Source organism: Methylorubrum podarium (genome assembly GCF_040270385.1).
GTDB classification, from domain to species: domain Bacteria; phylum Pseudomonadota; class Alphaproteobacteria; order Rhizobiales; family Beijerinckiaceae; genus Methylobacterium; species Methylobacterium podarium.
In genome coordinates, this window is the sequence record NZ_JBELQE010000030.1 from 46,407 (window position 1) to 66,532 (window position 20,126).

Genomic DNA, 20,126 nt, shown 5'->3' on the forward strand with positions numbered 1-20,126 from the left:
TATCAACAACTTGATTGGTGCGCCGGTCGCCTTGACACTCAAGGTTGGCGAAACTATGGTGCGCCGCGCCGAGGGGGCAGGTCGTTTCCCTCCGCTCCCGACGACGTGTGGGGTCGCCTGTGAGCGGCGACCCGGCAGGCAATGGGGGCGGGCCGGAAAAGGCTCCCGCTGACGGCGATCTCTCCGCGAGGCTCAAGCGTCTCGAGACGCAGCTCGAGGGCAAGCGGCCCAAAGCCGCTCCCGACAAGCTTGCGCGCACCGGCACATCCGGCGGGGGAGCCCCGATCGGTCAGGCCATGCGGCTCTCGACCGAGTTCATCGCGGGCGTGATCGCCGGAGGAATCCTCGGATACATCGTCGATCATCTCTTCGGCACCAAGCCGTGGGGCATGATCGTGCTGCTGATGCTGGGCTTCGTGACGGGGATCTACAACGTCATGCGGGTCAGCGGCTTCAGCGGGAAGAAAAACTGAGAAAGATCGTCGGTAAGGGTCTCCAAGCCGCCTCAGGGGTCTTGAGACTCGCCCGGCATCGTGTAAGGGCGACGCGCGACAGACGGGAGCCGCCGGGTTCCCGCGCGCGACACACAAAAGGGGCGGAAGCGGGCACATGGCGGTCAGTATCGACCCGATCCACCAGTTCGAGCTGCAGCCGCTCGTCTCGCTGGGTCACATCGGCAACCAGCAGCTCGCGTTCACGCAATCGGCTCTCTACATGTTCGCCGCGGTGGGCATCATCTCGTTGCTGACCATCGTGGCGACCTCCGGACGCTCGGTCGTCCCGGGCCGCCTCCAGGCGCTGGCCGAGACGCTCTACGAGTTCATCGCCGACACGGTGCACCAGGCGACCGGCGCGGACGGCAAGCGCTTCCTGCCGCTCGTCTTCTCCCTCTTCATGTTCGTGCTCATCCTGAACCTGCTCGGGATGATCCCCTACGCCTTCGCGGTGACGAGCCACCTCATCGTCACCTTCGGCCTCGCGCTGGTCGTGATCCTGACCGTGGTGATCTACGGCGTCGCCAAGCACGGCACCCACTTCCTCGGCGTGTTCGTGCCGTCGGGCGTGCCGAAGCCGCTGCTTCTCATCATGGTGCCGATCGAGATCGTGTCGTTCCTGTCGCGGCCGATCAGCCTCTCGGTCCGTCTCTTCGCTAACATCCTGGCCGGCCACATCGCCCTGAAGATCTTCGCCTTCTTCGTGGTCCAGCTGCTGGTCGCCGGCGCCTGGGGCGTGCTCTCGCCCCTGCCGCTCGCGCTGACCATCGCGCTGACGGCCCTCGAGTTCCTCGTCGCGGCCCTCCAAGCCTACGTGTTCGCGACGCTGACGGCGGTGTACCTCGCCGACGCCCTCCACCCCGGCCACTGATCCTTTCCGGCCGGACCCTTCCGCCCACACCGAACCCCGTTCGAACTTCAGGAGTGTTTCATGGATCCCGTCGCTGCGAAGTACATCGGCGCCGGCCTCGCCTGCCTCGGCATGGCGGGCGCCAGCATCGGCCTCGGCAACCTGTTCGGCCAGTTCTACTCGGGCGCGCTGCGCAACCCGTCGGCCGCCGATAGCCAGCGCACCAACCTCCTCCTGGGCTTCGCGCTCACCGAGGCGCTCGGCATCTTCTCGCTGCTCGTCGCGCTGCTGCTCCTCTTCGCCGTCTGACGTGCCTTTCGAGGGCGTGCGAGCCGGCGCGAAGCCCGCCTCGCACGCCCTCGCTCGTTGATCCGGCCGCTCCGCCCGCGGAGCCGGCCTTCCGACGTCACCGGACAGGGCCATGGCCGAGCAGAAGAATCCCCTCACGACCCCCTCTCCGACCGCGGACACGCAGATCGTTCCGCCCGGGAGCCCCCATACCCATACGGAGCAGCCCTCCGGCGGCCACGGCGGTGCCTTCCCGCCCTTCGAGAGCCACACCTTCCTCGCGCAGCTGATCTGGCTCGCGCTGGCCTTCGGCCTGCTCTACTACCTCATGTCCAAGATCGCGCTGCCGCGCATCGAGGCGATCCTCGGCGAACGCGCCGGCCGGCTCTCGTCCGATCTGAACGAGGCCCAGCGCATGAAGACCGAGGCCGACGCCGCCGGCGCCGCCTACGAGAAGTCCCTGCGCGAGGCCCAGGCGAAGGCGCAGGCCATCGCCCAGGACACCCGCAACAGCCTCTCCGCCGAGGCCGACGCCAAGCGCAAGACGCTCGAGGCCGAGCTGAACCAGCGGCTCGCCGCCTCCGAGGCGACCCTCCGCGCCCGCACGACGGAAGCCATGGGCAACGTCCGCACGATCGCCGGCGAGACCGCCTCGGCCATCGTCGAGCGGCTGACCGGCCAGGCGCCCGATCAGGCAAGCCTGAACCGCGCCCTCGACGCGACGCCCGCCGTCCACTGACCCGAGGGCCGGCCCCGTACCGGCCCCTCCCCATCCGAACCGACCCCGCTCCGGTCCGCCGGGCGGAAGGCCGACCAAGGGTTTGAGACCGACATGTTGTTGACCGCGGAATTCTGGGTCGCCGTCGCCTTCGTGGCGTTCCTGGTCATCGTCTGGCGGGTCGGCGGCTTCTCGATGATGACCAAGGGGCTCGACAGCCGCGCCAAGCGCGTGCGCCACGAGCTCGACGAGGCCCGTCGCCTGCGCGAAGAGGCCGCAGCCGTGCTCGACGACTACAAGCGCCGCCGCGCCGAGGCCGAGCGCGAGGCCGAGGCGATCGTCGCCGGCGCCCGCGAGGATGCCGAGCGCATCGCCGCCGAGGGCCATGCCCGCCTCAACGATTTCGTCGCGCGCCGGACCAAGGCGGCCGAGGCGAAGATCGCCCAGGCCGAGGCCCAGGCCTCCGCTCAGGTTCGCGCCGCCGCCGCCGACGCCGCCGTCAAGGTGTCGGAGACCCTGCTGCGCGAGCGTCTGCAGGGCGCGGCGGCACAGGATCTCGTCCGCGCCAGCCTCGGCGATGTGAAGAGCCGTCTCCAGGCCTGACGTCTGATCCCATCGCCGCGGGGCGCCTGCCGCCTTTCGGCAAGGACGCGACGCAAATCGACAAGCCGCGACGAGGGCTACGGCTACGGTCACCGGACGGGTGGCAGGGCCGGCGAAGCACCCGACTGGTCGGCCCCGAGACACCCGGCTTTGCCGGGTGTTTTCGTGTGCGGGACCGTTCGGCTGCGTTGCAGTGCCACAGCGGGGATCTACTCCCTTCAAAAATTTTGAAGACAGGCGAAAAATCACCTGTGCTTGGCCTGTCGTGCCGCGACGTGTACGAATAGTGCCTGAAAAACACCCCCGTGAACGCCGACGGGAAACGGGTGGGTTTGCCCGTAAACAACGTAAAGAGGCTACGCTCATGAGCGCCGGAACTGCGTCCGACACCAACACCCTCGACACCTTCTTCTCGTCTCATCTTGCCGAGACGGATCCCGAGATCGCCCGCGCCATCGCGCAGGAGCTCGGCCGGCAGCAGCACGAGATCGAGCTGATCGCCTCCGAGAACATCGTCTCGCGCGCCGTGCTCGAAGCGCAGGGCTCGGTGCTGACGAACAAGTACGCCGAGGGCTATCCGGGCCGGCGCTACTACGGCGGCTGCCAGTTCGTGGACATCGCCGAGGAGCTCGCCATCGACCGCGCCAAGCGGCTGTTCGGCTGCGGCTTCGCCAACGTGCAGCCGAATTCCGGCTCCCAGGCGAACCAGGGCGTGTTCATGGCCCTGATGCAGCCCGGCGATACCTTCCTCGGCCTCGACCTCGCCGCGGGCGGCCACCTCACCCACGGCGCGCCCCCGAACGTCTCGGGCAAGTGGTTCAAGCCGGTCTCCTACACCGTGCGCCGCGAGGACCAGCGCATCGACATGGAGCAGGTCGAGCGTCTCGCGCAGGAGCACAAGCCGAAGGTGATCATCGCCGGCGGCTCGGGCTACCCGCGTCACTGGGACTTCGCCAAGTTCCGTGAGATCGCCGATTCGGTCGGCGCCTTCTTCTTCGTCGACATGGCGCACTTCGCCGGCCTCGTCGCCGCGGGCCTGCACCCGTCGCCGTTCCCGCACGCCCACGTGGCCACCACGACGACCCACAAGACCCTGCGCGGTCCGCGCGGCGGCATGATCCTGACGAACGACGAGGCGCTCGCCAAGAAGTTCAACTCGGCGATCTTCCCCGGCCTCCAGGGCGGTCCGCTGATGCACGTCATCGCCGCCAAGGCGGTGGCCTTCGGCGAGGCGCTGAAGCCCGAGTTCAAGATCTACGCCAAGCAGGTCATCGACAACGCCCGGGCGCTCGCCGACACCATCATCTCGGGCGGCTACGACATCACCTCGGGCGGCACCGACAACCACCTGATGCTGGTCGACCTGCAGAAGAAGGGGCTGACCGGCAAGGCCGCCGAGGCGGCGCTGTCGCGGGCCGACATCACCTGCAACAAGAACGGCGTGCCGTTCGACCCGCAGAAGCCGACGATCACCTCGGGCATCCGTCTCGGCACCCCGGCCAGCACGACCCGCGGCTTCGGCGTCGCCGAGTTCAAGCAGGTCGGCTCGATGATCGTCGAGGTGCTCGACGGCCTCGCCGAGAAGGGCGAGGGCGGCGATGCGGCGGTCGAGGCGGCGGTGAAGGAGAAGGTTCACGCCCTGACCGATCGCTTCCCGATCTACAACTAAGATCGAGCGCGACTCATCCGGCCCGCGCTGCGGGCCCCAGGCGACCGCGGATCCCCCGATCCGCGGTCGCCTTCGTTTCGGGAGGAGCGCGAAGTTAATCCATGCAAGTTTTGTCGCTCCCAGGTGTGTACACGTCAGTCCAACCTTGAAATGATGTGTACAGAAACAGCCTTCGCCTGAAGGTTGCGCGGTGCGGCTCGGGAGGGTGCTCCTGCATCTCTCGCTTCATACGGATTACGGTCTTCGTCTGCTGATGCACCTGACGTTGGTCGAGCCGGGAGCCTGGGTCGCGACTCCGGCCGTCGCCCAGCGCTTCGGCATCTCGGTGCACCACCTCCAGAAGATTGCCCAGGCGCTGGTCCGGGCCGGCGTCGTCGAGGCGCGGCAGGGCCGCTCCGGCGGCGTGCGTCTCGCGCGGGAGCCGCACGAGATCCGGCTCGGACGGCTCGTCGCGGAATTGGAGGGAGTCGGCACGGTGGTCGATTGCCGACGCGATCCGTGCCCGCTGATCACGCGCTGCCGTCTCAAATGGGCCTTCGACGCAGCGGAACAGGCGTTCTTCCTCGAACTCGATCGTCTCACCCTCGCCGACGTGGCGGCCGGACCGACGGCGGTGGCGCTCCGCGCCCTCTTCCGCACCGAGCCCGGCGGCGAGTCCGCAGCGCCCGCCGTTCCCCCCGGTCCCGCTCCTGGCAATTGAGCGGCGAGTGGGGCAGAGAGGGGCGGCTTTCGAGAGTGCCCGGAACGAGGTGGTGAGCGCACGATGCGGTGTCCGTTCTGCGGAGGTCCCGACACCCAGGTGAAGGATTCGCGTCCGAGCGAAGATTCCTCGGCGATCCGCCGCCGCCGCGTCTGCCCGGATTGCGGCGGACGCTTCACGACCTTCGAGCGGGTGCAACTGCGCGAACTCGTCGTGCTCAAGCGCTCGGGCAAGCGCGTGCCGTTCGATCGCGACAAGCTCCAGCGCTCCATCGACGTGGCGCTCCGCAAGCGGACGGTCGATCCCGAGCGGGTGGAACGCCTCGTCAGCGGCATCACCCGGCGGCTGGAGAGCGGCGGCGAGGGCGAGGTCACCAGCGAGGCGATCGGCGAGGCGGTGATGGAGGGCCTGAAGGGGCTTGACGACGTCGCCTATGTCCGCTTCGCGTCGGTCTACAAGAATTTCCGCGAGGCGCAGGACTTCCAGGATCTGCTCGGCACCCTCGGCGGCCGGCTGGAGGGCGAGGCGTCGCTCCCCGAGGCGGAGCCGGCCGCGCCCGTCCCGGCCGATGACGAAGTCGCTCCGCGCCGTCGCCGGCCCGCCCGGAAGCAGGCGTGACGGGGCGGGCCGTGGAGGCGTCGCAGCAGACCGCGCTCGATCTGCGCGCCATGCGCCTCGCCCTGGCGCTGGGGCGGCGCAATCTCGGCCGCACCTGGCCGAATCCGAGCGTCGGTGCCGTGGTCGTCGCCGAGGGCCGCATCGTCGGGCAGGCGGTGACGGCCCCCGGCGGACGCCCGCATGCGGAGCCGCTGGCGCTCGCCATGGCCGGCGCGGCCGCCCGCGGCGCCACGCTCTACGTCACCCTCGAGCCCTGCTCGCATCACGGCCGCACGCCGCCCTGCACCGACGCGACGATCGCCGCCGGGATCGCCCGCGTCGTCACCGCCATCGAGGATCCCGATCCGCGGGTCGCCGGGCGCGGCCATGCGGGTTTGCGCGCCGCCGGGATCGCCGTCGAGACCGGCCTGCTGCGCGAGGAGGCCGCCCGCGACCATCGCGGCCACTTCTCCCGCGTGACCCGCGGGCGCCCGAGCCTGCACCTCAAGCTCGCCCGGACCCGCGACGGCTTCGCGGCCCCCTCGACCGGCGAGCGTCTGAAGATCACCGGCCCGATCGCCGACGGGGCGGTGCATCTGTGGCGGGCGCATGCCGACGCGATCATGGTCGGCATCGGGACGGCGCGGGCGGACGACCCCTCGCTGACCGTGCGGCTGCCGGGACTCGCCGAGCGCTCGCCGCTGCGGATCGTCCTCGACTCGACGCTGCGCCTCAACCCCGCCAGCCACCTCGTGCGCGGCGCCCGCGACCTGCCGACCCTGGTTCTGACCGGACGCGGCGCCCCCGCCCATGCCCGGCGGATGCTCGCCTCCTTCGGCGTCGAGCTCGCTTTCGTCCCGACCGATGCGCAGGGCCGCATCGACCTCAACGCCGCGCTGGCGCTCCTGGCCGAGCGCGGCCTGACGCGGATCTGCAGCGAGGGCGGGCCGGCGCTTGCCGATGCGCTGGCGGCGCACGATCTCATCGATGCCTGCACGCTCATCACCGGCCCCGTCACGCTGGGCGAGGCCGGCGGCCTGCCGGCGCTCGGGCCGAACCTCGCCCGCCGCCTCGCCGACGGCGCGCTGCGCCTGACCGAGACCCGCGACTTCGGCCCCGAAACGGCGGTCACCTACGAGAGGATCTGACATGTTCACCGGGCTCGTCAGCGATGTCGGCCGCATCGTCTCGGTGGAGGGCGCGGAGCGCCTGCGCCGGATCGTCATCGAGAGCGCCTACGACCCCGCCGGCATCGCGCTCGGCGCCTCCATCGCCTGTTCCGGCCCCTGCCTCACGGCCGTCGCGGTGGAGCCGCACGGGGCGGGCTGCCGCTTCGCCGTGGACGCCGCCGCCGAAACCCTGGACCGCACCACGGTCGGCTCCTGGCGCGAGGGCACGCGGGTCAACCTCGAACGCTCGCTCAGGCTCGGCGACGAGCTCGGCGGCCATCTCGTGACCGGCCATGTCGACGGCATCGCCGAGATCCTCGCCCGCGAGACCGTGACCGGTGAGGACAACCCCTGGGGCGCCAGCGAGCGCTTCACCCTGCGGGCACCGGCGGCGCTCGCCGGTTTCATCGCCGAGAAGGGCTCGATCTGCCTCGACGGCACCTCGCTCACCGTCAACGCGGTCTCGGGAAGCGACTTCTCGGTCCTGCTGATCCCGCACAGCCTGTCGGTCACGACCTGGGAGGAGCGCCGCGCGGGGGACCGGATCAATCTCGAGGTCGATCTCCTGGCCCGCTACGCCGCGCGGCTCGCCGAGACACGCGGCTTGTTGCAGGGGTGATCGGTCATCCGTTTGATCGCTTCGACTCCGCCTCGCGATGACGGGATTGGGCGATGTCCGAGGTGATCGACCGGAAACCGTTTGAGACCCGGATCGGTCGGCCTCACTTGCCGTCGTAGGCGGCGGCGAGGCTGTTGAGGATCTTCTGGGTGTCGCCGTCGTATTTCTTGTCGCCCGCGGGCGAGGCCCAGTAGCTCACCAGCAGGGAGCGCTCGCCCTCGGCCTTCGGCACGACCGAGATGTAGCGCAGCACCGTCGGCTTGCCCTCGTAGGTCGCCGGATACTCGGTGACCTTCAGCATGTAGGTCGGGAACTCGACCTGCTTGGCCGTCTCGGCGCCGACGACCTTCACGCCCTGATCCTTGAAATAGGCGTTGTGCTCGTCGAGCAGCGTCTGGAACTGGGCCGGCCGATAGTTCTCGAGCCAGAGATAGACCTCGTCGTCGGCCGTCCGGACCTGGATGCCGCGCTTGATCTCGGAGACCTTCCACGCGTCCGGCACGTCGATGGCGATCGGCCGGTCGCCCGGCACGACCGTGACGCGCTTGGCCGAGGCGGACGGGCCGCCCAGCAGCAGCAGGGCGAGGGCCGCCCCCACCAGGAATGTCGCGCGTCCCGTGATCATGGTGAGCCCCCGTCGGCCGCATTCTTGTGCAGTGGTGCGGCGGAAGCTTTGCTGTTTTTGCGCATCCCCGACAATCGGCAATGTGACCGCGACCCTGGGATTCTTCGGCCGACGCGCGGGGCGCTTCACCGCCCACTGATTTTTGCGGGTCCGCCTGCGGCACCGTCGCCATCGACGGAGCCGAGGACCGGTCTTGCCTCCGAGTACGGCCAAGGTTCACAAGGGAGACACTTCGCCGTTCCCTCCGAGTCCGGCGCCGCGATTCGGGTTCGTCTTGTAAAAGGTCGGCGGACAGCATGACGGGACTGGTCGAGCGGCGCCGCGACAGGGTGCTGGCGGGGCTCACCGCGCTGAGCGGTGCCCTCCTTCTCGCCTTCCTGCTCGGGCGCGGCGCACTGCGCGATGCCGGCTTCAACTCGCACGGGGCGCTGGCCGACGCGCTCCTGCACGGGCGGCTCTGGGTCGAGCACTGCCCCGAGATCGATTGCGCGCTGTTCGAGGGGCGCACCTACATCATCTTCCCGCCGCTGCCGGCGCTGCTGCTGACGCCGTTCGTGGCCCTGTTCGGCTTTCCCGGCTTCAAGGGCTTCGTGCTGCTGGGCCTGTGCCTCTCGGGCTTGAGCCTCTTCGCCTGGAGCCGGATCTTCCGCGCGCTCGCGGTCGAGCGTCGGCAGGCCCTGTGGCTGCTGGCGGCGCTCGCCTTCGCGAGCCCGCTCTATCAGGTCACCCTGCGCTCCGACGGCGTCTGGTTCTTCTCCCAGACCGTCGCCTTCCTGATGATGAGCCTGAGCCTCTGGGCGGTGATCGTCCGGGGATCGCTGCCGCTCGGCGGCCTGTTCGTCGGCCTCGCCTTCCTGTGCCGGCAGATGGCGATCTTCTACCCGCTGTTCCTGCTGGTTCTGGCCCTGCCCCGCGACCGCCCGCTGCTCGCGAACCCGGCGGCCGTCGCGCGTTCGGCGTTCCTCGCGGCCCTTCCGGTCGCGGCGGCCATCGCCGTCTACTGCGCCTACAACGCCGCGCGGTTCGGCAGCCCGTTCGAGACCGGCTACGCCTACATCCACAATCCCGGCCAGGACAGCTTCATCTGGCACCGCATCACCGAGACCGGTCTGTTCTCGCGCGACTACCTGCTGTTCAACACCCTCTACCTGTTCCTGCAGGGGACCCATTTCACATTCAGCGGGCCGCGGCTCATGGACCTCGTCGGGTTCGACAAGGCCGGCACGGCGATCCTCGTCGCGAGCCCGTGGCTGCTGCTGGCCTACTACGCGCGGCTCGACCGGGTGTTCTGGGCCGGGGCGGCGACCATCGCGGTCATCGCCGGGATCACCCTGTTTTACCACTCGAACGGGGCCGAGCAGATCGCGACGCAGCGCTACGTCCTCGACTGGCTGCCGATCCTGATGGTGCTGATGGTGCGCGGCGAGCGTCCGCCGGCCTTCGCTGCGCTGCCGCTTCTCGTCACCTGGGGCGCGGTGGCGAACCTCGCCGTGGTGACGCTGCTCTCCGTCTACAAGCTCTGAGGCGCGGGCCCCGGACCCGAGCCGAAGGTAACGAGCCGGTGGCCGAGATAGTTGGCTACGGCGCCCACCGCGATGCCGAGGCCGTGGGCCAGCGCCTCGGCGACGGACGGCCTCAGGGCCGGCAGCAGGCCGGTCAGGCCGTCGAGCACCACCGTGCTCACCGCGAGCACCACGCCCGCGCCGACGGCGTTGACCGCGAGGAACAGGCCGACCTGCCCGCGCAGCGATCCCCGCGACGCCCCCCGGAACACGAAGGCCCGGTAGAGCCAGAACGAGGCGAGCATGCTCAGCCCGTAGGCGGTCAGCAGGGCCGACTCGAAGGAGAGGACGAGCGAGAGCGGGATCCGCGTGAGCCAGTTGATCGCCGTCGCCGTGCCGCCGGCGATGAGGAAGCGGACGACTTCGTTGCTCATCACAGCCCGAGCCCCTGCGGCAAGAGGCTGGCCGGCAGGAGTCCGGGCGGCAGGCCGAAGGCGGCCGCCGCGAAGGCGAGGCCGGCGATCCCCGCCAGAGCGAGGCTCGGACGGTCCTTGATCGCGAAGGCGACCGGGTCGTCGTGGAGCGCGTCCCGTCCCGCCAGCAGCCAGACCCGGCCCATGAACAGGACGAGGATCAGCGGGAAGCTCCACAGGGCCAGGGGCGCGGTGAGCGCCGCGTGCTGGAACGCCTCGTTGGCGAGGTAGAGGATGAAGATGACGACGCTGGCGAGCCCCGAGGCGATGCCGAAGGCAAGCACCACCGCCTCGTCCGCCGGCTCGTAGCCGCGCCCGGCGATGGTGCCGGCCTGCCCGCGCCGCGCGGCGCCGCGCAGCTCGGTGTACCGCTTGGCGAAGGACAGCGAGGTGAAGAGGAACATCGAGAAGGTCAGGAGCCAGGGCGACCACGCCACCGCCACCGCCGCCACCCCGACCGCGATGCGCAGGGTGAACAGGCTCCCGAGCGTCAGCGCATCGAGCATCGGCACCCGCTTGAGCCACGCGGAGTAGGCGAGCGTCAGGGCGAGATAGGCGAGCACGCCGGCGAGGACCGCCGCCCCGGCATAGGCCGCGACCGCGAGTCCGCCCGCGAGACCGAGGCCGAGCGCCGCCAGGGCGGTGGCGATGGGAAGCCGGCCGCTCGCCAGGGGACGCTCGCGCTTCGACCAGTGCGCCCGGTCGTGGGACAGGTCGAGCAGGTCGTTCAGCAGGTAGCTCGCCGAGGCGACGAGCCCGAGGGCGAGGAAGGCCAGGAGCGCGCTGCCCCAGGCCAGCGCCTCCCCTGCCCGGCCGCCGAGGACGAGCGGCAGGAAGACCAGGGCGTTCTTGGCCCACTGGTGCGGGCGCAGGGCCCTGAGCAGTGCGCGGGACCGCGAGGCGGAAGGGAACTCCTCGACTGGCTTGCCGAGCCGCCGCGCCGCGCGGAGCACGCGGGGGGAAGCCCCTACCACGATCACCCCGCGCGAAGCGGCCCAGACGGGCAGGTCGGCGGCGGCATCGCCCGCGTAGTCGAAGCCCTGCGGGTAGAGCGCCCTTAGCTGCGCCGCCTTCGCCGCGCCCTTGAGGTTCCTCACCCCGTCGCTCGCCACCACCCGGTCGAAGACGGGGAAGCGTCTCAGGGCGCGCAGGGCCATCAGCTCGTCGGCGGCGGTAGCGAGCACGATCTCCTGGCCCGCCGCCTTGCGCGCCTCGATATGGGCGAGCAGCGCCTCGTTGGCGGGCAGGGTCGCGACGTCGAGGCCGGCACCTTCCGCGATGCGGCGCTTGAAGAAGGCCCGGCCCCGCGGAAGCCACAGCAGCATCGCCAGCAGCATCAGCGGATTGCGCCGTAGCAGGGCGATGATGCCTTCCAGCAGCAGATCCGTCCGCAGCAGCGTGCCGTCGAGGTCGATCACCAGCGGGACCGGCCGTGACGCCGAACCCGCCTCCTCGGTCAGGATCGGAGCCGTCCCGGCCCTTCGCGCCCGCGCCGTCGCCATGCTGGATAACCCCCGTTTCCAGTGCGGGGCCGAGTTTCGGGGGCCCGCAAACTTGCGTTCGACAGTCTATCGCCGGCACCGACTTCGGTCGGGTTAATAGGTGCGGCTGCACGCTGCGGGAGCGGCACTTCGGCGCGATGTGATTGATCAATCCTCTCCACTTCAACCAAAAAGGGAGGATCTTTCGCGCCGAGGCTTGCGCGTCGTGCGCCCGCGCCGCGCCGGGCGCGTGCCCTCTGCCGCTTGTGGAGCGCGCGGCACTTGGGCTAACCCTCCGGCCCGCCCCGAACTTCCGCGAACGCAGCCCGGAACGTCACACGCATGGTCTCCCAAACTCGGGACGCGGACGCGCCCAGAAGCATCCTCGAGAGCCTCGCCGGCACCCGCGTGCTGGTGGTGGAGGCGCGCTACTACGACGAGGTCGCCGACGCGCTGCTGGCGGGCGCCCGCGCGGCGATCGAGGCGGTCGGCGCCGAGGCGCGGGTCTTCACCGTGCCGGGCGCCCTCGAAATCCCCGCCGCCATCGCCATCCTGATGGAGGCCGGCCGCAAGGCCGGCGGGCCCTACGACGCGGCGGTGGCGCTCGGCTGCGTCATCCGCGGCGAGACGGGGCATTACGACATCGTCGCGGGCGAGAGCGCCCGCGCCCTGATGGACCTCTCCGTGTCCGAGCACCTTCCGCTCGGCAACGGCATCCTCACCGTGGAGACCATGGAGCAGGCACTCGCCCGCGCCCGGGTCTCCGAGATGAACAAGGGCGGCGGCGCGGCGGAGGCAGCTCTGAGCCTCCTCGCCATCAAGCGCGCCGCCAATCTGGAACCCCCGCGATGACCGACCCCGCCGCGACGCCGGCCCAGCCGAAACCGAACGCCCGCACCGGCGCCCGCCTCGCCGTGGTGCAGGCGCTCTACGAGATGGAGATCTCGGACAAGGGCGTGATCGACGCGCTCGCCGAGTTCGAGGCCCACTGGATCGGCCAGGAGATCGACGGCGTCGCCCATCCCCCGGCCGAGACCGCCTTCTTCCGCGACGTGCTGCGCGGCGCCGTCGAGGAGCAGCGCGCCATCGATCCGAAGCTCGACGGGGCCCTCGCCAAGGGCTGGCCGCTGCGCCGGCTCGAAGTCGTGCTGCGCGCGATCCTGCGGGCGGGCGCCTACGAGCTGATGTTCCGCCGCGACGTGCCGGCCCGGGCCGCGATCTCGCAATACGTCGATGTCGCCCACAGCTTCTACGGCGGCGACGAGCCGGGCATGGTCAACGCCGTGCTCGACCGGGTCGGCCGCGAGGTGCGCTCCACCGAGTTCGGCATCCCGGCCGCGCCCGGCCCGGCGACGGCGAAGAAGGGCTGAGCGGCATGGCGCGCGCGGGCGAGGAGGCGCTGATCGCGCGCTACTTCGCGCCGCTGAGCGGCCCCGGCGCCGAGGGCCTGCGCGACGACGCCGCGAGCCTGACGCCGACGCCCGGCCACGACCTCGTGGTGACCGCAGACGCCGTCGTGGCCGGAATCCACTACTTCCCCGACGACCCGCCCGGCTCCATCGCCGTCAAGGCGCTCGGGGTGAATCTTTCCGATCTGGCCGCAAAGGGCGCGGTTCCGCGCGGCTTCCTCCTGACCCTCGCCCTGCCGGACGACTGGACGGAGGCGTGGCTTTCCGCCTTCGCCGAGAGGCTCGGGGAAGCGAGCCGCGCCCATGGCTGCCCGCTCCTCGGCGGCGACACCGTGCGCTCCGGCGGCCCGGCGCTGATCGGCGTGACCGCCTTCGGCGAGGTGCCGGCGGGCGCGATGCTGCGGCGTCAGGCGGCGCGGGCCGGCGACCGGCTCTGCGTCAGCGGCAGCATCGGCGACGCGGCTCTGGGCCTCGCCCTGCGGCTCGCGCCCGATCCCGCGCTGGCGGCAAGCCACTGCGACGTCCTGCTCGACCGCTACCTGCATCCCCGTCCGCGTCTCGCCCTCGTCCCGGCTCTGCGCCGCCACGCCCGCGCGGCCATGGACGTCTCGGACGGGCTCGCGGGCGACCTGCACAAGATGCTCGCCGGGACGGGTCTGACCGCGCGGATCGATGTCCCGGCGGTGCCGCTCTCGACCGCCGCGGGCGCGGCCATCGCCCGCGATCGGAGCCGACTCGCGACGGCGCTCACCGGCGGCGACGATTACGAGATTCTCTGCGCGGTGCCGCCCGACTCGGTTGCAGCGTTCCTCGCCGATGCGCAGGCCGCCGGAGTGCCCGCGGCGGAGATCGGAACAGTGACGGCCGGCGACGGACCGCCCTGCTTTCTCGATGCGCAGGGACGGGAGATCACCTTCACCCGCGCCTCCTTCAGCCATTTCTGAGGCTCGGAGCCAAACGACGCTCCTCTCGGAACGGTTGCCGACTGACGTCGCAATCTTCCATTCTTTTCGGCAAGTGGAGCCTGGCTGCCGCGAAGTTTCATAAGCTTATAATACAATTATATATACGCTTGCTGTCGTGATTCCTCATTGCGCCGGTGTGCGAAAGCTGCATTATACTTTTGTCGATATGGGAGGAGTGAATAATGATGCATCTCTCGAAGTTCTTGCTCGCCGCTGCCGTCGTGGCAGGTGCCGCGGCCCTTCCTACGATGGCTTCGGCCGAAAGCTCCAAGGGGAGCAAAGCCGAGCCCGCGAGCGCGTCGAAGAAGAACCAGTCGAGTGTCGACGAGTTCGAAGAGAACCGGCGTGCTCACATGCAGAAGAGCAAGGAAAACAACGCGAAGAAGGGCGCGGAGTAAGCGTTTCGCCGCGCCGTTGCGACGACGCCTCCCGTCCCAACGCCCTGGTATGGTCGGTCGGGTCACGTGGGGGCGTGGATCGTCGTCGCTCGGATCATCGGTTCGGGCGGACGCCGGATCAGGGCTCGATCCCGAGCTGCCGCCGGCTCAGGGTCCACACCCGCTCCTGCAGGGCCTCGTCCCGGCTGAGGGCGGAGGAGGCCGTCTCGCGGCTCCTGGCGAAGTAGCGCCCGCTCACGCCGTCGAGGTCGGGCGCCGTGGCGACGTGGAGCGAGGTCTTGGCGCCGTCCGCCGCGGAGATCAGGAACGGGCGGATCAGGCCCCAGGCGAAGCCGAGGAGACCGTGGGTGTTCTTGGCGAAGTCGCTCGCCACCACGCCCGGATGCACCGCGTTGACGGTGATGGGGCTCCCGGCGAGGCGCCGGGCGAGCGCGCAGGTGAACAGCACGTTGCCGAGCTTGGCCTGCGCGTAGGCCTTCATCGCCGAATAGCGGCGCTCGCCGCCGAGATCGTCGAAGTCGATGCGCCCCCTCGTATGGGCGGCGGAGGCGAGGTTGACGATGCGGGCGCGGGGCGCGGCTTCGAGCGGCGCGCGCAGCTCGTGGGTGAGCAGCACGTAGGCGAGGTGGTCGAGGGCCCAGGTCCGCTCGATCCCGTCGGCCGTGACGTGGCGCTCCGAGAAGATCGCGCCGGCATTGTTCACGAGGATGTCGAGGGCGGGGTAGCGCGTCCTCACCTCGCCCGCGAGGCAGCGGATCTCGGCCTGACTCGACAGGTCGGCGAGGAAGACGTCCGCCGCGCCGCCGGTCTCCCGGCGCAGATGCGCGGCGGCGCGTTCCGTGCGCTCGCGGTCGCGCCCGACGAGGCCGACCCGCGCCCCGAGGCGGGCGAGCCCCAGGGCCGTCTCGGCGCCGATCCCGGAGGAGGCGCCGGTGACGAGGGCGGTGCGACCGTCGAGGCGCACGGTCGGATCCGCCGGATCAGAACACCGCCTGACCGATGGCCAGCGCGATCACCACGATGACGATGGCGAGCACGAGGAACAGGCCGAACAGGATGCGGGCGATCGAGCTGGCGCCGGAGGCGATGCCGGTGAAGCCGAGGGCGCCCGCGACGAGCGAGATGACGAAGGCGATGGCGGCCCACTTGAGAAGCGTCATGGCAGTTCACTCCGAAACGAAAGCGGAGCAGTAACGGCCGACGGGCCGGCGGCGTTCCGCCGCGCGCCGCGCTTTAGGGGCTTCGCTCCCCGGCCGCGCGCCGCACGATCAGCTCCGCCAGCGTGTGGTAGAGGCCGCCCCGGCAGACCGACTTCGACACGGCGTCGGCGATCAGCGCCGCGAGCATCAGCGGGATCACCATGGAGTGGTTCTGGGTCATCTCGGTGACGATGACGAAGGAGGTGATCGGCGCCTGGAGCACGCCGGTCAGGTAGGCGGTCATGCCGATCAGAACGAGCGCGCCCAGGGGCGTCGGGCCGAGGAGCTGCGGCATGACCAGGCTCGCCTGGGCGCCGAGCCCCGCGCCGACGGCGAGCGAGGGGGCGAACAGGCCGCCGGGGATGCCGCTGATCGAGGACAGCACGGTCGCCACGAATTTCAGCGGCGCGAACTCCCAGCGCGGATCGCTCTCGCCGTGCAGGATTCCCCGCGCCTCCTCGTAGCCGGTGCCGTAGACGGCCCCGCCGGACGCCAACCCGCACAGCGCGACACCGAGCCCGCACAGCGTCGCGAACAGGATGGGGCGGCGCTCGATCCACGCGCCGGCCCGGCCCGGAAGGCCGCGGCCGAACCCGATCACGATGCGGCTGAACAGCCCGCCCGCGAGCCCGCCCGCCACCCCGATCAGCGGCACGGCGAGCCACCCGGAGGCGAGGGAGAGCCCCGCGTCGGAGGTGCCGAAATAGGTGTAGTCGCCCAGGATCGTCAGCGAGGTTAGACCCGCGGCGACGATGGCGGCGACGATGAGGGCGCTGCCGCGCCGGTCATAGGCCCGGCCGAGTTCCTCGATGCCGAAGACGATCCCCGCGAGCGGGGTGTTGAAGGCGGCGGCGACGCCGGCCGCGCCGCCCGCGAGCAGCAGGCCGCGCATCCGCTCCGGGCTCAAGCGGCCGAGGGTGGCCATGATCGCCGCGCCGACCTGCACGGTGGGACCCTCGCGCCCGATCGAGGCGCCGCACAGGAGCCCGAGACACATCACGACGATCTTTCCCGCCGCGACCTTGAGCGAGATCAGGGCGTGGCGCGCCGGCCCGTCGTCGAGGGCGCGGGCAGCGATGACCTGCGGGATGCCGGACCCTTGCGAGTTCGGGAACACGGTCCGGGCGAGCCACGCGGCCAGCGCGAAGCCGGCCGGGCAGAGAAGCAGCGCCAGGACCGGCGAGACGTCGAGGGTTTGGCGAAACACCGCCTGCGTCGCGTCGGCCGCCTTCGCCATCAGCACCGCCGCCAGGCCGACGCAGATGCCGCCGGCCAGGAACAGGGCGCGCCTGCGCCAGATCGTCCAGGCGTCGCCCGAGACTCCGCGCAGCCGTCGCAGGGCGACACTCAGGTCGGAGGGGGGGCGCCGCATCGCGACAGAGTACGCGGTTCGGCCGGCGCGGGGCCATGCCTGCGCCGCCACTATCCCGCACCGATTGCGGTGCGTGATCCGCGGGACACGGCCTCGCACTGCAACAAATGGTCCCGGTTGCGGGATGGGAGCCGATCTGCGCGTTTGGGAGTCTTCGTAAGACCCCCGGTCGCGGCAACCCGATTCCGGATCACCGGCCATGGGCGTTCGAACGAGCCGAGCATCGATCCGTCGCGGGTCGGCGCGAGAGCAAACAGCCGAGGAGACGGCATGGGGCGGCTGAACACGGTTCCCGCGAGCGCGGTCCTTCTCGGCATCGCGGGGCTGATCCCGTTCGTGGGCTTCGCGGCCCTGTCGGTGAGCGGGACGGATGTCGGCCTCGGCACGATCGGCCTGTCACCGCGCACCATCCTCTCGGCCTACGGTGCGGTGATCGCCTCGTTCCTCGGCGGCATCCGCTGGGGCGTCGCGGCGGCGCGCGGGGCCGGCTGGCGCGATTACGGCCTCGCCATCGTGCCCTCGCTGCTGGCCTGGGCGGCGCTGGCCGCCCCGGCCCCGTGGGATCTGCGCATTCTCGGCGCCCTGGTCCTGCTCTGGGGAGTGATCGATCAGGATCTCGCCCGCCGCGGCATGGTCCCGAACTGGATGGGCCGGCTGCGCCTGGCGCTGTCGGTGGTCGCCGGGGCGGCGCTGCTGGTGGCCGCCTAGGGCAAGGCCCCGCTCAGCGGCCGCCGCGTGACGGCCGGGTGCGCCCTCTCTTCGTCCGCGGAGGGCGCGACGGAACGTCTAGCTCTCCACGAGTTCGTAGCCGGCGGGCATCTTCTCCAGCGTCGCGATGCTGATGTGGGGCCAGACGGCCCTCTCCGGGAACTCGTCTTCGCGGGGGCGGAAGAAGTGCATCATCACGACCTGCGAATATTGCAGTCGCAGTTTCGGGTTTCCCTGTTCGTCCTTCTCCGCCAGCTCCTGAATCCAGAACGTCGACTTCATGCTGACCGGTTCGGCCTCGCGAACCGAGAAGGGGACATTCGAGATTCCGGCGCTCTTGCGCGTCGAATCGACGGTGAGCGTGGTCGTCCGAACGATCTTGACGTTCTGGTTCGCGAACCGAAGGATCTCGTTCATGTCGGCCGGACTGAAGCCGGGAAACCCGGGCGCCGTGACATTCCCCATGAACGGGTTGTCGATGTAGTGCCGGTAGGGCTCGAAATACGGATCCGGATCGGTGGCGGACCTGAAGTCGTAATCCGGGGTCGCGACGTCCTCGAACCGGCCCGAGGGTAGCCCGCTCACGGGCGGGATCGGCGGCATCCCGTCGTGCACCGCCGACTTGCCGAGGGCCAGGACCGAATTCCCGTGCGGGATCGAGGCAAGCCGGGCGACGTCGAGTTCGACCTCCGAGACCTTGTCGCCCTTGATCTGATCGTCCTTGGACCGACGGTTCTTCTCGTAGAGCCACAGGCCGGGCTCGTGGTGGATCGGCAGTCCGACCGGGCCGGCCAGACCGCCGCTGCTGGGCCGATCCTCCGCGGCGACCTGAGCGATCTTCTGCTGATAATCGAGCGTGACGACGAATTGGTCGAAGTCCGGCTGGCTCGGCCTCGAGAGACCTCGGTTGGGAACGTCGTCATCGACGAACGTGAATCGAAGCTCCTCGTCGTACTGGTTCATCAGCACGCGGAATTTGAAGCCGGCCGGCGGCGGTGGTGCCTTGTGAAACGGCAAGGCGATCATGTTCCAGCCCGTGCCTTGCGCGGTCCACACGCCGAGCAACTGTTCGAGGGGGCCGAGTTCCTGAGGAGGGGCCGCACCCCGGGTGGTCAGCCTGCGGGTGCGGAGGGGCTGCGGGGTGACGACTTCGGAAAACTTGCGGGTCCTGCGGTCGGGATTGTTGCCGGCAGTCATGGCGCCTGTCCTCCAATGAGGGGGGCACCTTTGCAGATGACGACGGCGTTGACCTGCGCGCGAAAGTGGTAATCGGAGGATGATTTCGGATCAGAAGATGTCGCAGTGCAACTGGGCAGTATTCGCCGGCTGCAAGCGTCCGTTCGGCGTTACCGTCGCGGTGTTCGAGATGGTCGGCGCGTCGAGGAACGGAGCGGGAGACACGATGCACGCGCGACGATCCTCCCGGTGGACCGGCGCCGGGGGATCGATCGTTCCGGCACGGTTCGAGGCCGGTTCATCGCGCGGCGCCTCGGCCTGAAAGGCGATGCGCCGCGACACCCGCGCCGGTCAGGCTCCGACCCTCAGTCCCGCCCCAGCATGGTCCGGCCGATGGCGAAGACGCGCCCGTCCCCGAGCAGGTAGGCGGTGAACCCCTTGGGGAAGAGCGGCTCGAAGGCGGCGTCGCGCACGTTGAGCCCGCCCGTATAGGCGCCGAAGGCCGGCATCACGAGGCGGTGGCCGTCGCTGACGAAGCAGCGGCGGCGCACCGAGCGACCGCGCATGGTGACCTTGCCGCAGGGATGGAGGTGGCCGGCGACTTCGCCCGCCTCAGCCCCGGCCAGCGGCTCGTGGCGCAGGGTCAGACCGCCGAGGGAAACCGTCTCGCAGTAGCGGCCGCCGACGCCCTCGCTGACCGCCGCGTCGTGGTTGCCGGCGATCCAGACCCAGTCGCGGCCTTCCTGAAGCGCGGCGATCATTGCCCGGTCGCCGGGCTCCATCCGCTCCGGGCCGCGGGCGTCGTGGAAGGAATCACCGAGCGCGACGAGGCAGGCCGGATCGAGCCGCTGGATCACCTCGTGCAGGCAGGCCAGCGTCTCGCGGGTGTCGTAGGGCGGCAGGAATTGGCCGGAGCGGGCGGCGAAGGACGAACCTTTTTCCAGGTGGAGGTCCGACACCACCAGGGTTCGGTGCTCGGGCAGCCACAGCGCGCCGGTCCTGTCGAGGCTGAGCGCCTCGCCGGCGAGCGCAAGGTCGGTGCCCTTCACGGTCTTCTCGAGTCTCTGGCCGAGTGCCAAGGTCGCATCCTCAAATCGCGCGGAGGAGGCGG

25 protein-coding genes are annotated in these 20,126 nt (G+C 70.4%); 16 read left to right on the top strand and 9 right to left on the bottom strand.

All coding sequences use genetic code 11. The features are described from left to right. The first annotated feature begins 119 nt into the window (after positions 1–119). From ABS772_RS04255 to ABS772_RS04300, 10 genes are all read left to right on the top strand, one after another. Positions 120–473: an AtpZ/AtpI family protein gene (locus tag ABS772_RS04255; RefSeq protein WP_350392414.1), complete on the top strand. Its 354-nt coding sequence runs from the start codon at positions 120–122 to the stop codon at positions 471–473. A gap of 136 nt (positions 474–609) precedes the next feature. Further along, entirely contained in the window at positions 610–1,365 is a 756-nt protein-coding gene (locus ABS772_RS04260; RefSeq protein WP_350392415.1) for a F0F1 ATP synthase subunit A, read from the top strand. 60 nt (positions 1,366–1,425) lie between these two features. Continuing rightward, positions 1,426–1,653, top strand: coding sequence for a F0F1 ATP synthase subunit C (locus ABS772_RS04265; protein ID WP_012455237.1), 228 nt, complete (start codon positions 1,426–1,428; stop codon positions 1,651–1,653). A gap of 112 nt (positions 1,654–1,765) precedes the next feature. Further along, positions 1,766–2,371, top strand: coding sequence for a F0F1 ATP synthase subunit B family protein (locus ABS772_RS04270; RefSeq protein ID WP_350392417.1), 606 nt, complete (start codon positions 1,766–1,768; stop codon positions 2,369–2,371). A 96-nt stretch (positions 2,372–2,467) separates the two neighbouring features. Further along, positions 2,468–2,953: a F0F1 ATP synthase subunit B family protein gene (locus ABS772_RS04275; protein WP_238254270.1), complete on the top strand. Its 486-nt coding sequence runs from the start codon at positions 2,468–2,470 to the stop codon at positions 2,951–2,953. A gap of 364 nt (positions 2,954–3,317) precedes the next feature. Next, positions 3,318–4,622, top strand: coding sequence for a serine hydroxymethyltransferase (gene glyA, locus ABS772_RS04280; RefSeq protein WP_238254258.1), 1,305 nt, complete (start codon positions 3,318–3,320; stop codon positions 4,620–4,622). A 205-nt stretch (positions 4,623–4,827) separates the two neighbouring features. Continuing rightward, a complete protein-coding gene (locus ABS772_RS04285) occupies positions 4,828–5,322 on the top strand; it encodes an RrF2 family transcriptional regulator (protein ID WP_350392541.1) in 495 nt (164 codons plus the stop codon). A gap of 63 nt (positions 5,323–5,385) precedes the next feature. After that, positions 5,386–5,940 (top strand): transcriptional regulator NrdR, encoded by a 555-nt coding sequence (gene nrdR, locus ABS772_RS04290; RefSeq protein WP_350392419.1) that lies wholly within the window; start codon positions 5,386–5,388, stop codon positions 5,938–5,940. A gap of 50 nt (positions 5,941–5,990) precedes the next feature. Continuing rightward, complete coding sequence (ribD, locus tag ABS772_RS04295; protein ID WP_350392543.1) at positions 5,991–7,067, top strand: bifunctional diaminohydroxyphosphoribosylaminopyrimidine deaminase/5-amino-6-(5-phosphoribosylamino)uracil reductase RibD; 1,077 nt, start codon at positions 5,991–5,993, stop codon at positions 7,065–7,067. Between the two features lies 1 nt (position 7,068). Further along, complete coding sequence (locus tag ABS772_RS04300; RefSeq protein ID WP_350392420.1) at positions 7,069–7,707, top strand: riboflavin synthase; 639 nt, start codon at positions 7,069–7,071, stop codon at positions 7,705–7,707. A gap of 103 nt (positions 7,708–7,810) precedes the next feature. Here the strand turns inward: ABS772_RS04300 and ABS772_RS04305 are convergent, their stop codons facing one another. Then, positions 7,811–8,332: a hypothetical protein gene (locus tag ABS772_RS04305; protein WP_350392422.1), complete on the bottom strand. Its 522-nt coding sequence runs from the start codon at positions 8,330–8,332 to the stop codon at positions 7,811–7,813. A 296-nt stretch (positions 8,333–8,628) separates the two neighbouring features. Here ABS772_RS04305 and ABS772_RS04310 point away from each other — a divergent pair, with 296 nt between their 5' ends. Continuing rightward, positions 8,629–9,855: a hypothetical protein gene (locus ABS772_RS04310; protein WP_350392423.1), complete on the top strand. Its 1,227-nt coding sequence runs from the start codon at positions 8,629–8,631 to the stop codon at positions 9,853–9,855. On the opposite strand, the gene ABS772_RS04315 is transcribed toward ABS772_RS04310, so the two are convergent. Both ABS772_RS04315 and ABS772_RS04320 read right to left on the bottom strand, forming a co-directional pair. Continuing rightward, positions 9,843–10,268: a GtrA family protein gene (locus ABS772_RS04315; RefSeq protein WP_238255181.1), complete on the bottom strand. Its 426-nt coding sequence runs from the start codon at positions 10,266–10,268 to the stop codon at positions 9,843–9,845. The genes ABS772_RS04310 and ABS772_RS04315 overlap by 13 nt on opposite strands. Next, positions 10,268–11,809: a UbiA family prenyltransferase gene (locus ABS772_RS04320; RefSeq protein ID WP_350392425.1), complete on the bottom strand. Its 1,542-nt coding sequence runs from the start codon at positions 11,807–11,809 to the stop codon at positions 10,268–10,270. Before ABS772_RS04320 ends, ABS772_RS04315 begins: the two co-directional genes overlap by 1 nt. A gap of 321 nt (positions 11,810–12,130) precedes the next feature. Between ABS772_RS04320 and ribH the strand changes: the two genes are divergently transcribed. The 4 genes from ribH (at position 12,131) to ABS772_RS04340 (ending at position 14,560) form a co-directional block, all read left to right on the top strand. Continuing rightward, the gene (ribH, locus tag ABS772_RS04325; RefSeq protein ID WP_238255179.1) at positions 12,131–12,640 is read left to right on the top strand and encodes a 6,7-dimethyl-8-ribityllumazine synthase; all 510 of its coding nucleotides are present in this window, start codon (positions 12,131–12,133) and stop codon (positions 12,638–12,640) included. After that, the gene (gene nusB, locus ABS772_RS04330) at positions 12,637–13,158 is read left to right on the top strand and encodes a transcription antitermination factor NusB (RefSeq protein ID WP_350392427.1); all 522 of its coding nucleotides are present in this window, start codon (positions 12,637–12,639) and stop codon (positions 13,156–13,158) included. The genes ribH and nusB overlap by 4 nt, the downstream gene beginning before the upstream one ends. Positions 13,159–13,163: 5 nt before the next feature. After that, positions 13,164–14,141 (top strand): thiamine-phosphate kinase, encoded by a 978-nt coding sequence (gene thiL, locus ABS772_RS04335; protein WP_350392429.1) that lies wholly within the window; start codon positions 13,164–13,166, stop codon positions 14,139–14,141. 203 nt (positions 14,142–14,344) lie between these two features. Next, a complete protein-coding gene (locus tag ABS772_RS04340; RefSeq protein WP_350392431.1) occupies positions 14,345–14,560 on the top strand; it encodes a hypothetical protein in 216 nt (71 codons plus the stop codon). 118 nt (positions 14,561–14,678) lie between these two features. Here the strand turns inward: ABS772_RS04340 and ABS772_RS04345 are convergent, their stop codons facing one another. The 3 genes from ABS772_RS04345 to ABS772_RS04355 all read right to left on the bottom strand — a co-directional run bounded on the left by ABS772_RS04345 (position 14,679) and on the right by ABS772_RS04355 (position 17,131). Then, positions 14,679–15,524: an SDR family oxidoreductase gene (locus ABS772_RS04345; protein WP_350392433.1), complete on the bottom strand. Its 846-nt coding sequence runs from the start codon at positions 15,522–15,524 to the stop codon at positions 14,679–14,681. Between the two features lie 16 nt (positions 15,525–15,540). Continuing rightward, entirely contained in the window at positions 15,541–15,720 is a 180-nt protein-coding gene (locus ABS772_RS04350) for a DUF1328 domain-containing protein (protein WP_017486406.1), read from the bottom strand. A gap of 73 nt (positions 15,721–15,793) precedes the next feature. Further along, positions 15,794–17,131, bottom strand: a complete 1,338-nt coding sequence (locus ABS772_RS04355) for a chloride channel protein (RefSeq protein ID WP_350392436.1) — start codon at positions 17,129–17,131, stop codon at positions 15,794–15,796. A 270-nt stretch (positions 17,132–17,401) separates the two neighbouring features. On the opposite strand from ABS772_RS04355, the gene ABS772_RS04360 reads away from it, so the two are divergent. Further along, a complete protein-coding gene (locus tag ABS772_RS04360) occupies positions 17,402–17,839 on the top strand; it encodes a DUF3429 domain-containing protein (RefSeq protein ID WP_350392438.1) in 438 nt (145 codons plus the stop codon). A gap of 78 nt (positions 17,840–17,917) precedes the next feature. Here the strand turns inward: ABS772_RS04360 and ABS772_RS04365 are convergent, their stop codons facing one another. The 3 genes from ABS772_RS04365 to pdeM form a co-directional block, all read right to left on the bottom strand. After that, positions 17,918–19,036 carry a heme-binding protein gene (locus ABS772_RS04365; protein WP_350392440.1) on the bottom strand — a complete coding sequence of 373 codons (1,119 nt, stop codon included), beginning with the start codon at positions 19,034–19,036 and terminating at the stop codon, positions 17,918–17,920. A gap of 90 nt (positions 19,037–19,126) precedes the next feature. Further along, positions 19,127–19,357 (bottom strand): hypothetical protein, encoded by a 231-nt coding sequence (locus ABS772_RS04370; RefSeq protein ID WP_350392442.1) that lies wholly within the window; start codon positions 19,355–19,357, stop codon positions 19,127–19,129. Between the two features lie 23 nt (positions 19,358–19,380). Further along, complete coding sequence (pdeM, locus tag ABS772_RS04375) at positions 19,381–20,094, bottom strand: ligase-associated DNA damage response endonuclease PdeM (protein WP_350392443.1); 714 nt, start codon at positions 20,092–20,094, stop codon at positions 19,381–19,383. Between the last annotated feature and the right edge of the window lie 32 nt (positions 20,095–20,126).

Bases quoted from the DNA above. Each gene is read 5' to 3' on its own strand.
- ABS772_RS04260 (WP_350392415.1), top strand. From the start codon at position 610: ATGGCGGTCAGTATCGACCCGATCCACCAGTTCGAGCTGCAGCCGCTC.
- ABS772_RS04265 (WP_012455237.1), top strand. From the start codon at position 1,426: ATGGATCCCGTCGCTGCGAAGTACATCGGCGCCGGCCTCGCCTGCCTC.
- ABS772_RS04270 (WP_350392417.1), top strand. From the start codon at position 1,766: ATGGCCGAGCAGAAGAATCCCCTCACGACCCCCTCTCCGACCGCGGAC.
- glyA (WP_238254258.1), top strand. From the start codon at position 3,318: ATGAGCGCCGGAACTGCGTCCGACACCAACACCCTCGACACCTTCTTC.
- nrdR (WP_350392419.1), top strand. From the start codon at position 5,386: ATGCGGTGTCCGTTCTGCGGAGGTCCCGACACCCAGGTGAAGGATTCG.
- ribD (WP_350392543.1), top strand. From the start codon at position 5,991: ATGCGCCTCGCCCTGGCGCTGGGGCGGCGCAATCTCGGCCGCACCTGG.
- ABS772_RS04300 (WP_350392420.1), top strand. From the start codon at position 7,069: ATGTTCACCGGGCTCGTCAGCGATGTCGGCCGCATCGTCTCGGTGGAG.
- ABS772_RS04305 (WP_350392422.1), bottom strand. From the start codon at position 8,332: ATGATCACGGGACGCGCGACATTCCTGGTGGGGGCGGCCCTCGCCCTG.
- ABS772_RS04310 (WP_350392423.1), top strand. From the start codon at position 8,629: ATGACGGGACTGGTCGAGCGGCGCCGCGACAGGGTGCTGGCGGGGCTC.
- ABS772_RS04315 (WP_238255181.1), bottom strand. From the start codon at position 10,268: ATGAGCAACGAAGTCGTCCGCTTCCTCATCGCCGGCGGCACGGCGACG.
- ABS772_RS04320 (WP_350392425.1), bottom strand. From the start codon at position 11,809: ATGGCGACGGCGCGGGCGCGAAGGGCCGGGACGGCTCCGATCCTGACC.
- ribH (WP_238255179.1), top strand. From the start codon at position 12,131: ATGGTCTCCCAAACTCGGGACGCGGACGCGCCCAGAAGCATCCTCGAG.
- nusB (WP_350392427.1), top strand. From the start codon at position 12,637: ATGACCGACCCCGCCGCGACGCCGGCCCAGCCGAAACCGAACGCCCGC.
- thiL (WP_350392429.1), top strand. From the start codon at position 13,164: ATGGCGCGCGCGGGCGAGGAGGCGCTGATCGCGCGCTACTTCGCGCCG.
- ABS772_RS04340 (WP_350392431.1), top strand. From the start codon at position 14,345: ATGATGCATCTCTCGAAGTTCTTGCTCGCCGCTGCCGTCGTGGCAGGT.
- ABS772_RS04350 (WP_017486406.1), bottom strand. From the start codon at position 15,720: ATGACGCTTCTCAAGTGGGCCGCCATCGCCTTCGTCATCTCGCTCGTC.
- ABS772_RS04355 (WP_350392436.1), bottom strand. From the start codon at position 17,131: ATGCGGCGCCCCCCCTCCGACCTGAGTGTCGCCCTGCGACGGCTGCGC.
- ABS772_RS04360 (WP_350392438.1), top strand. From the start codon at position 17,402: ATGGGGCGGCTGAACACGGTTCCCGCGAGCGCGGTCCTTCTCGGCATC.
- ABS772_RS04365 (WP_350392440.1), bottom strand. From the start codon at position 19,036: ATGACTGCCGGCAACAATCCCGACCGCAGGACCCGCAAGTTTTCCGAA.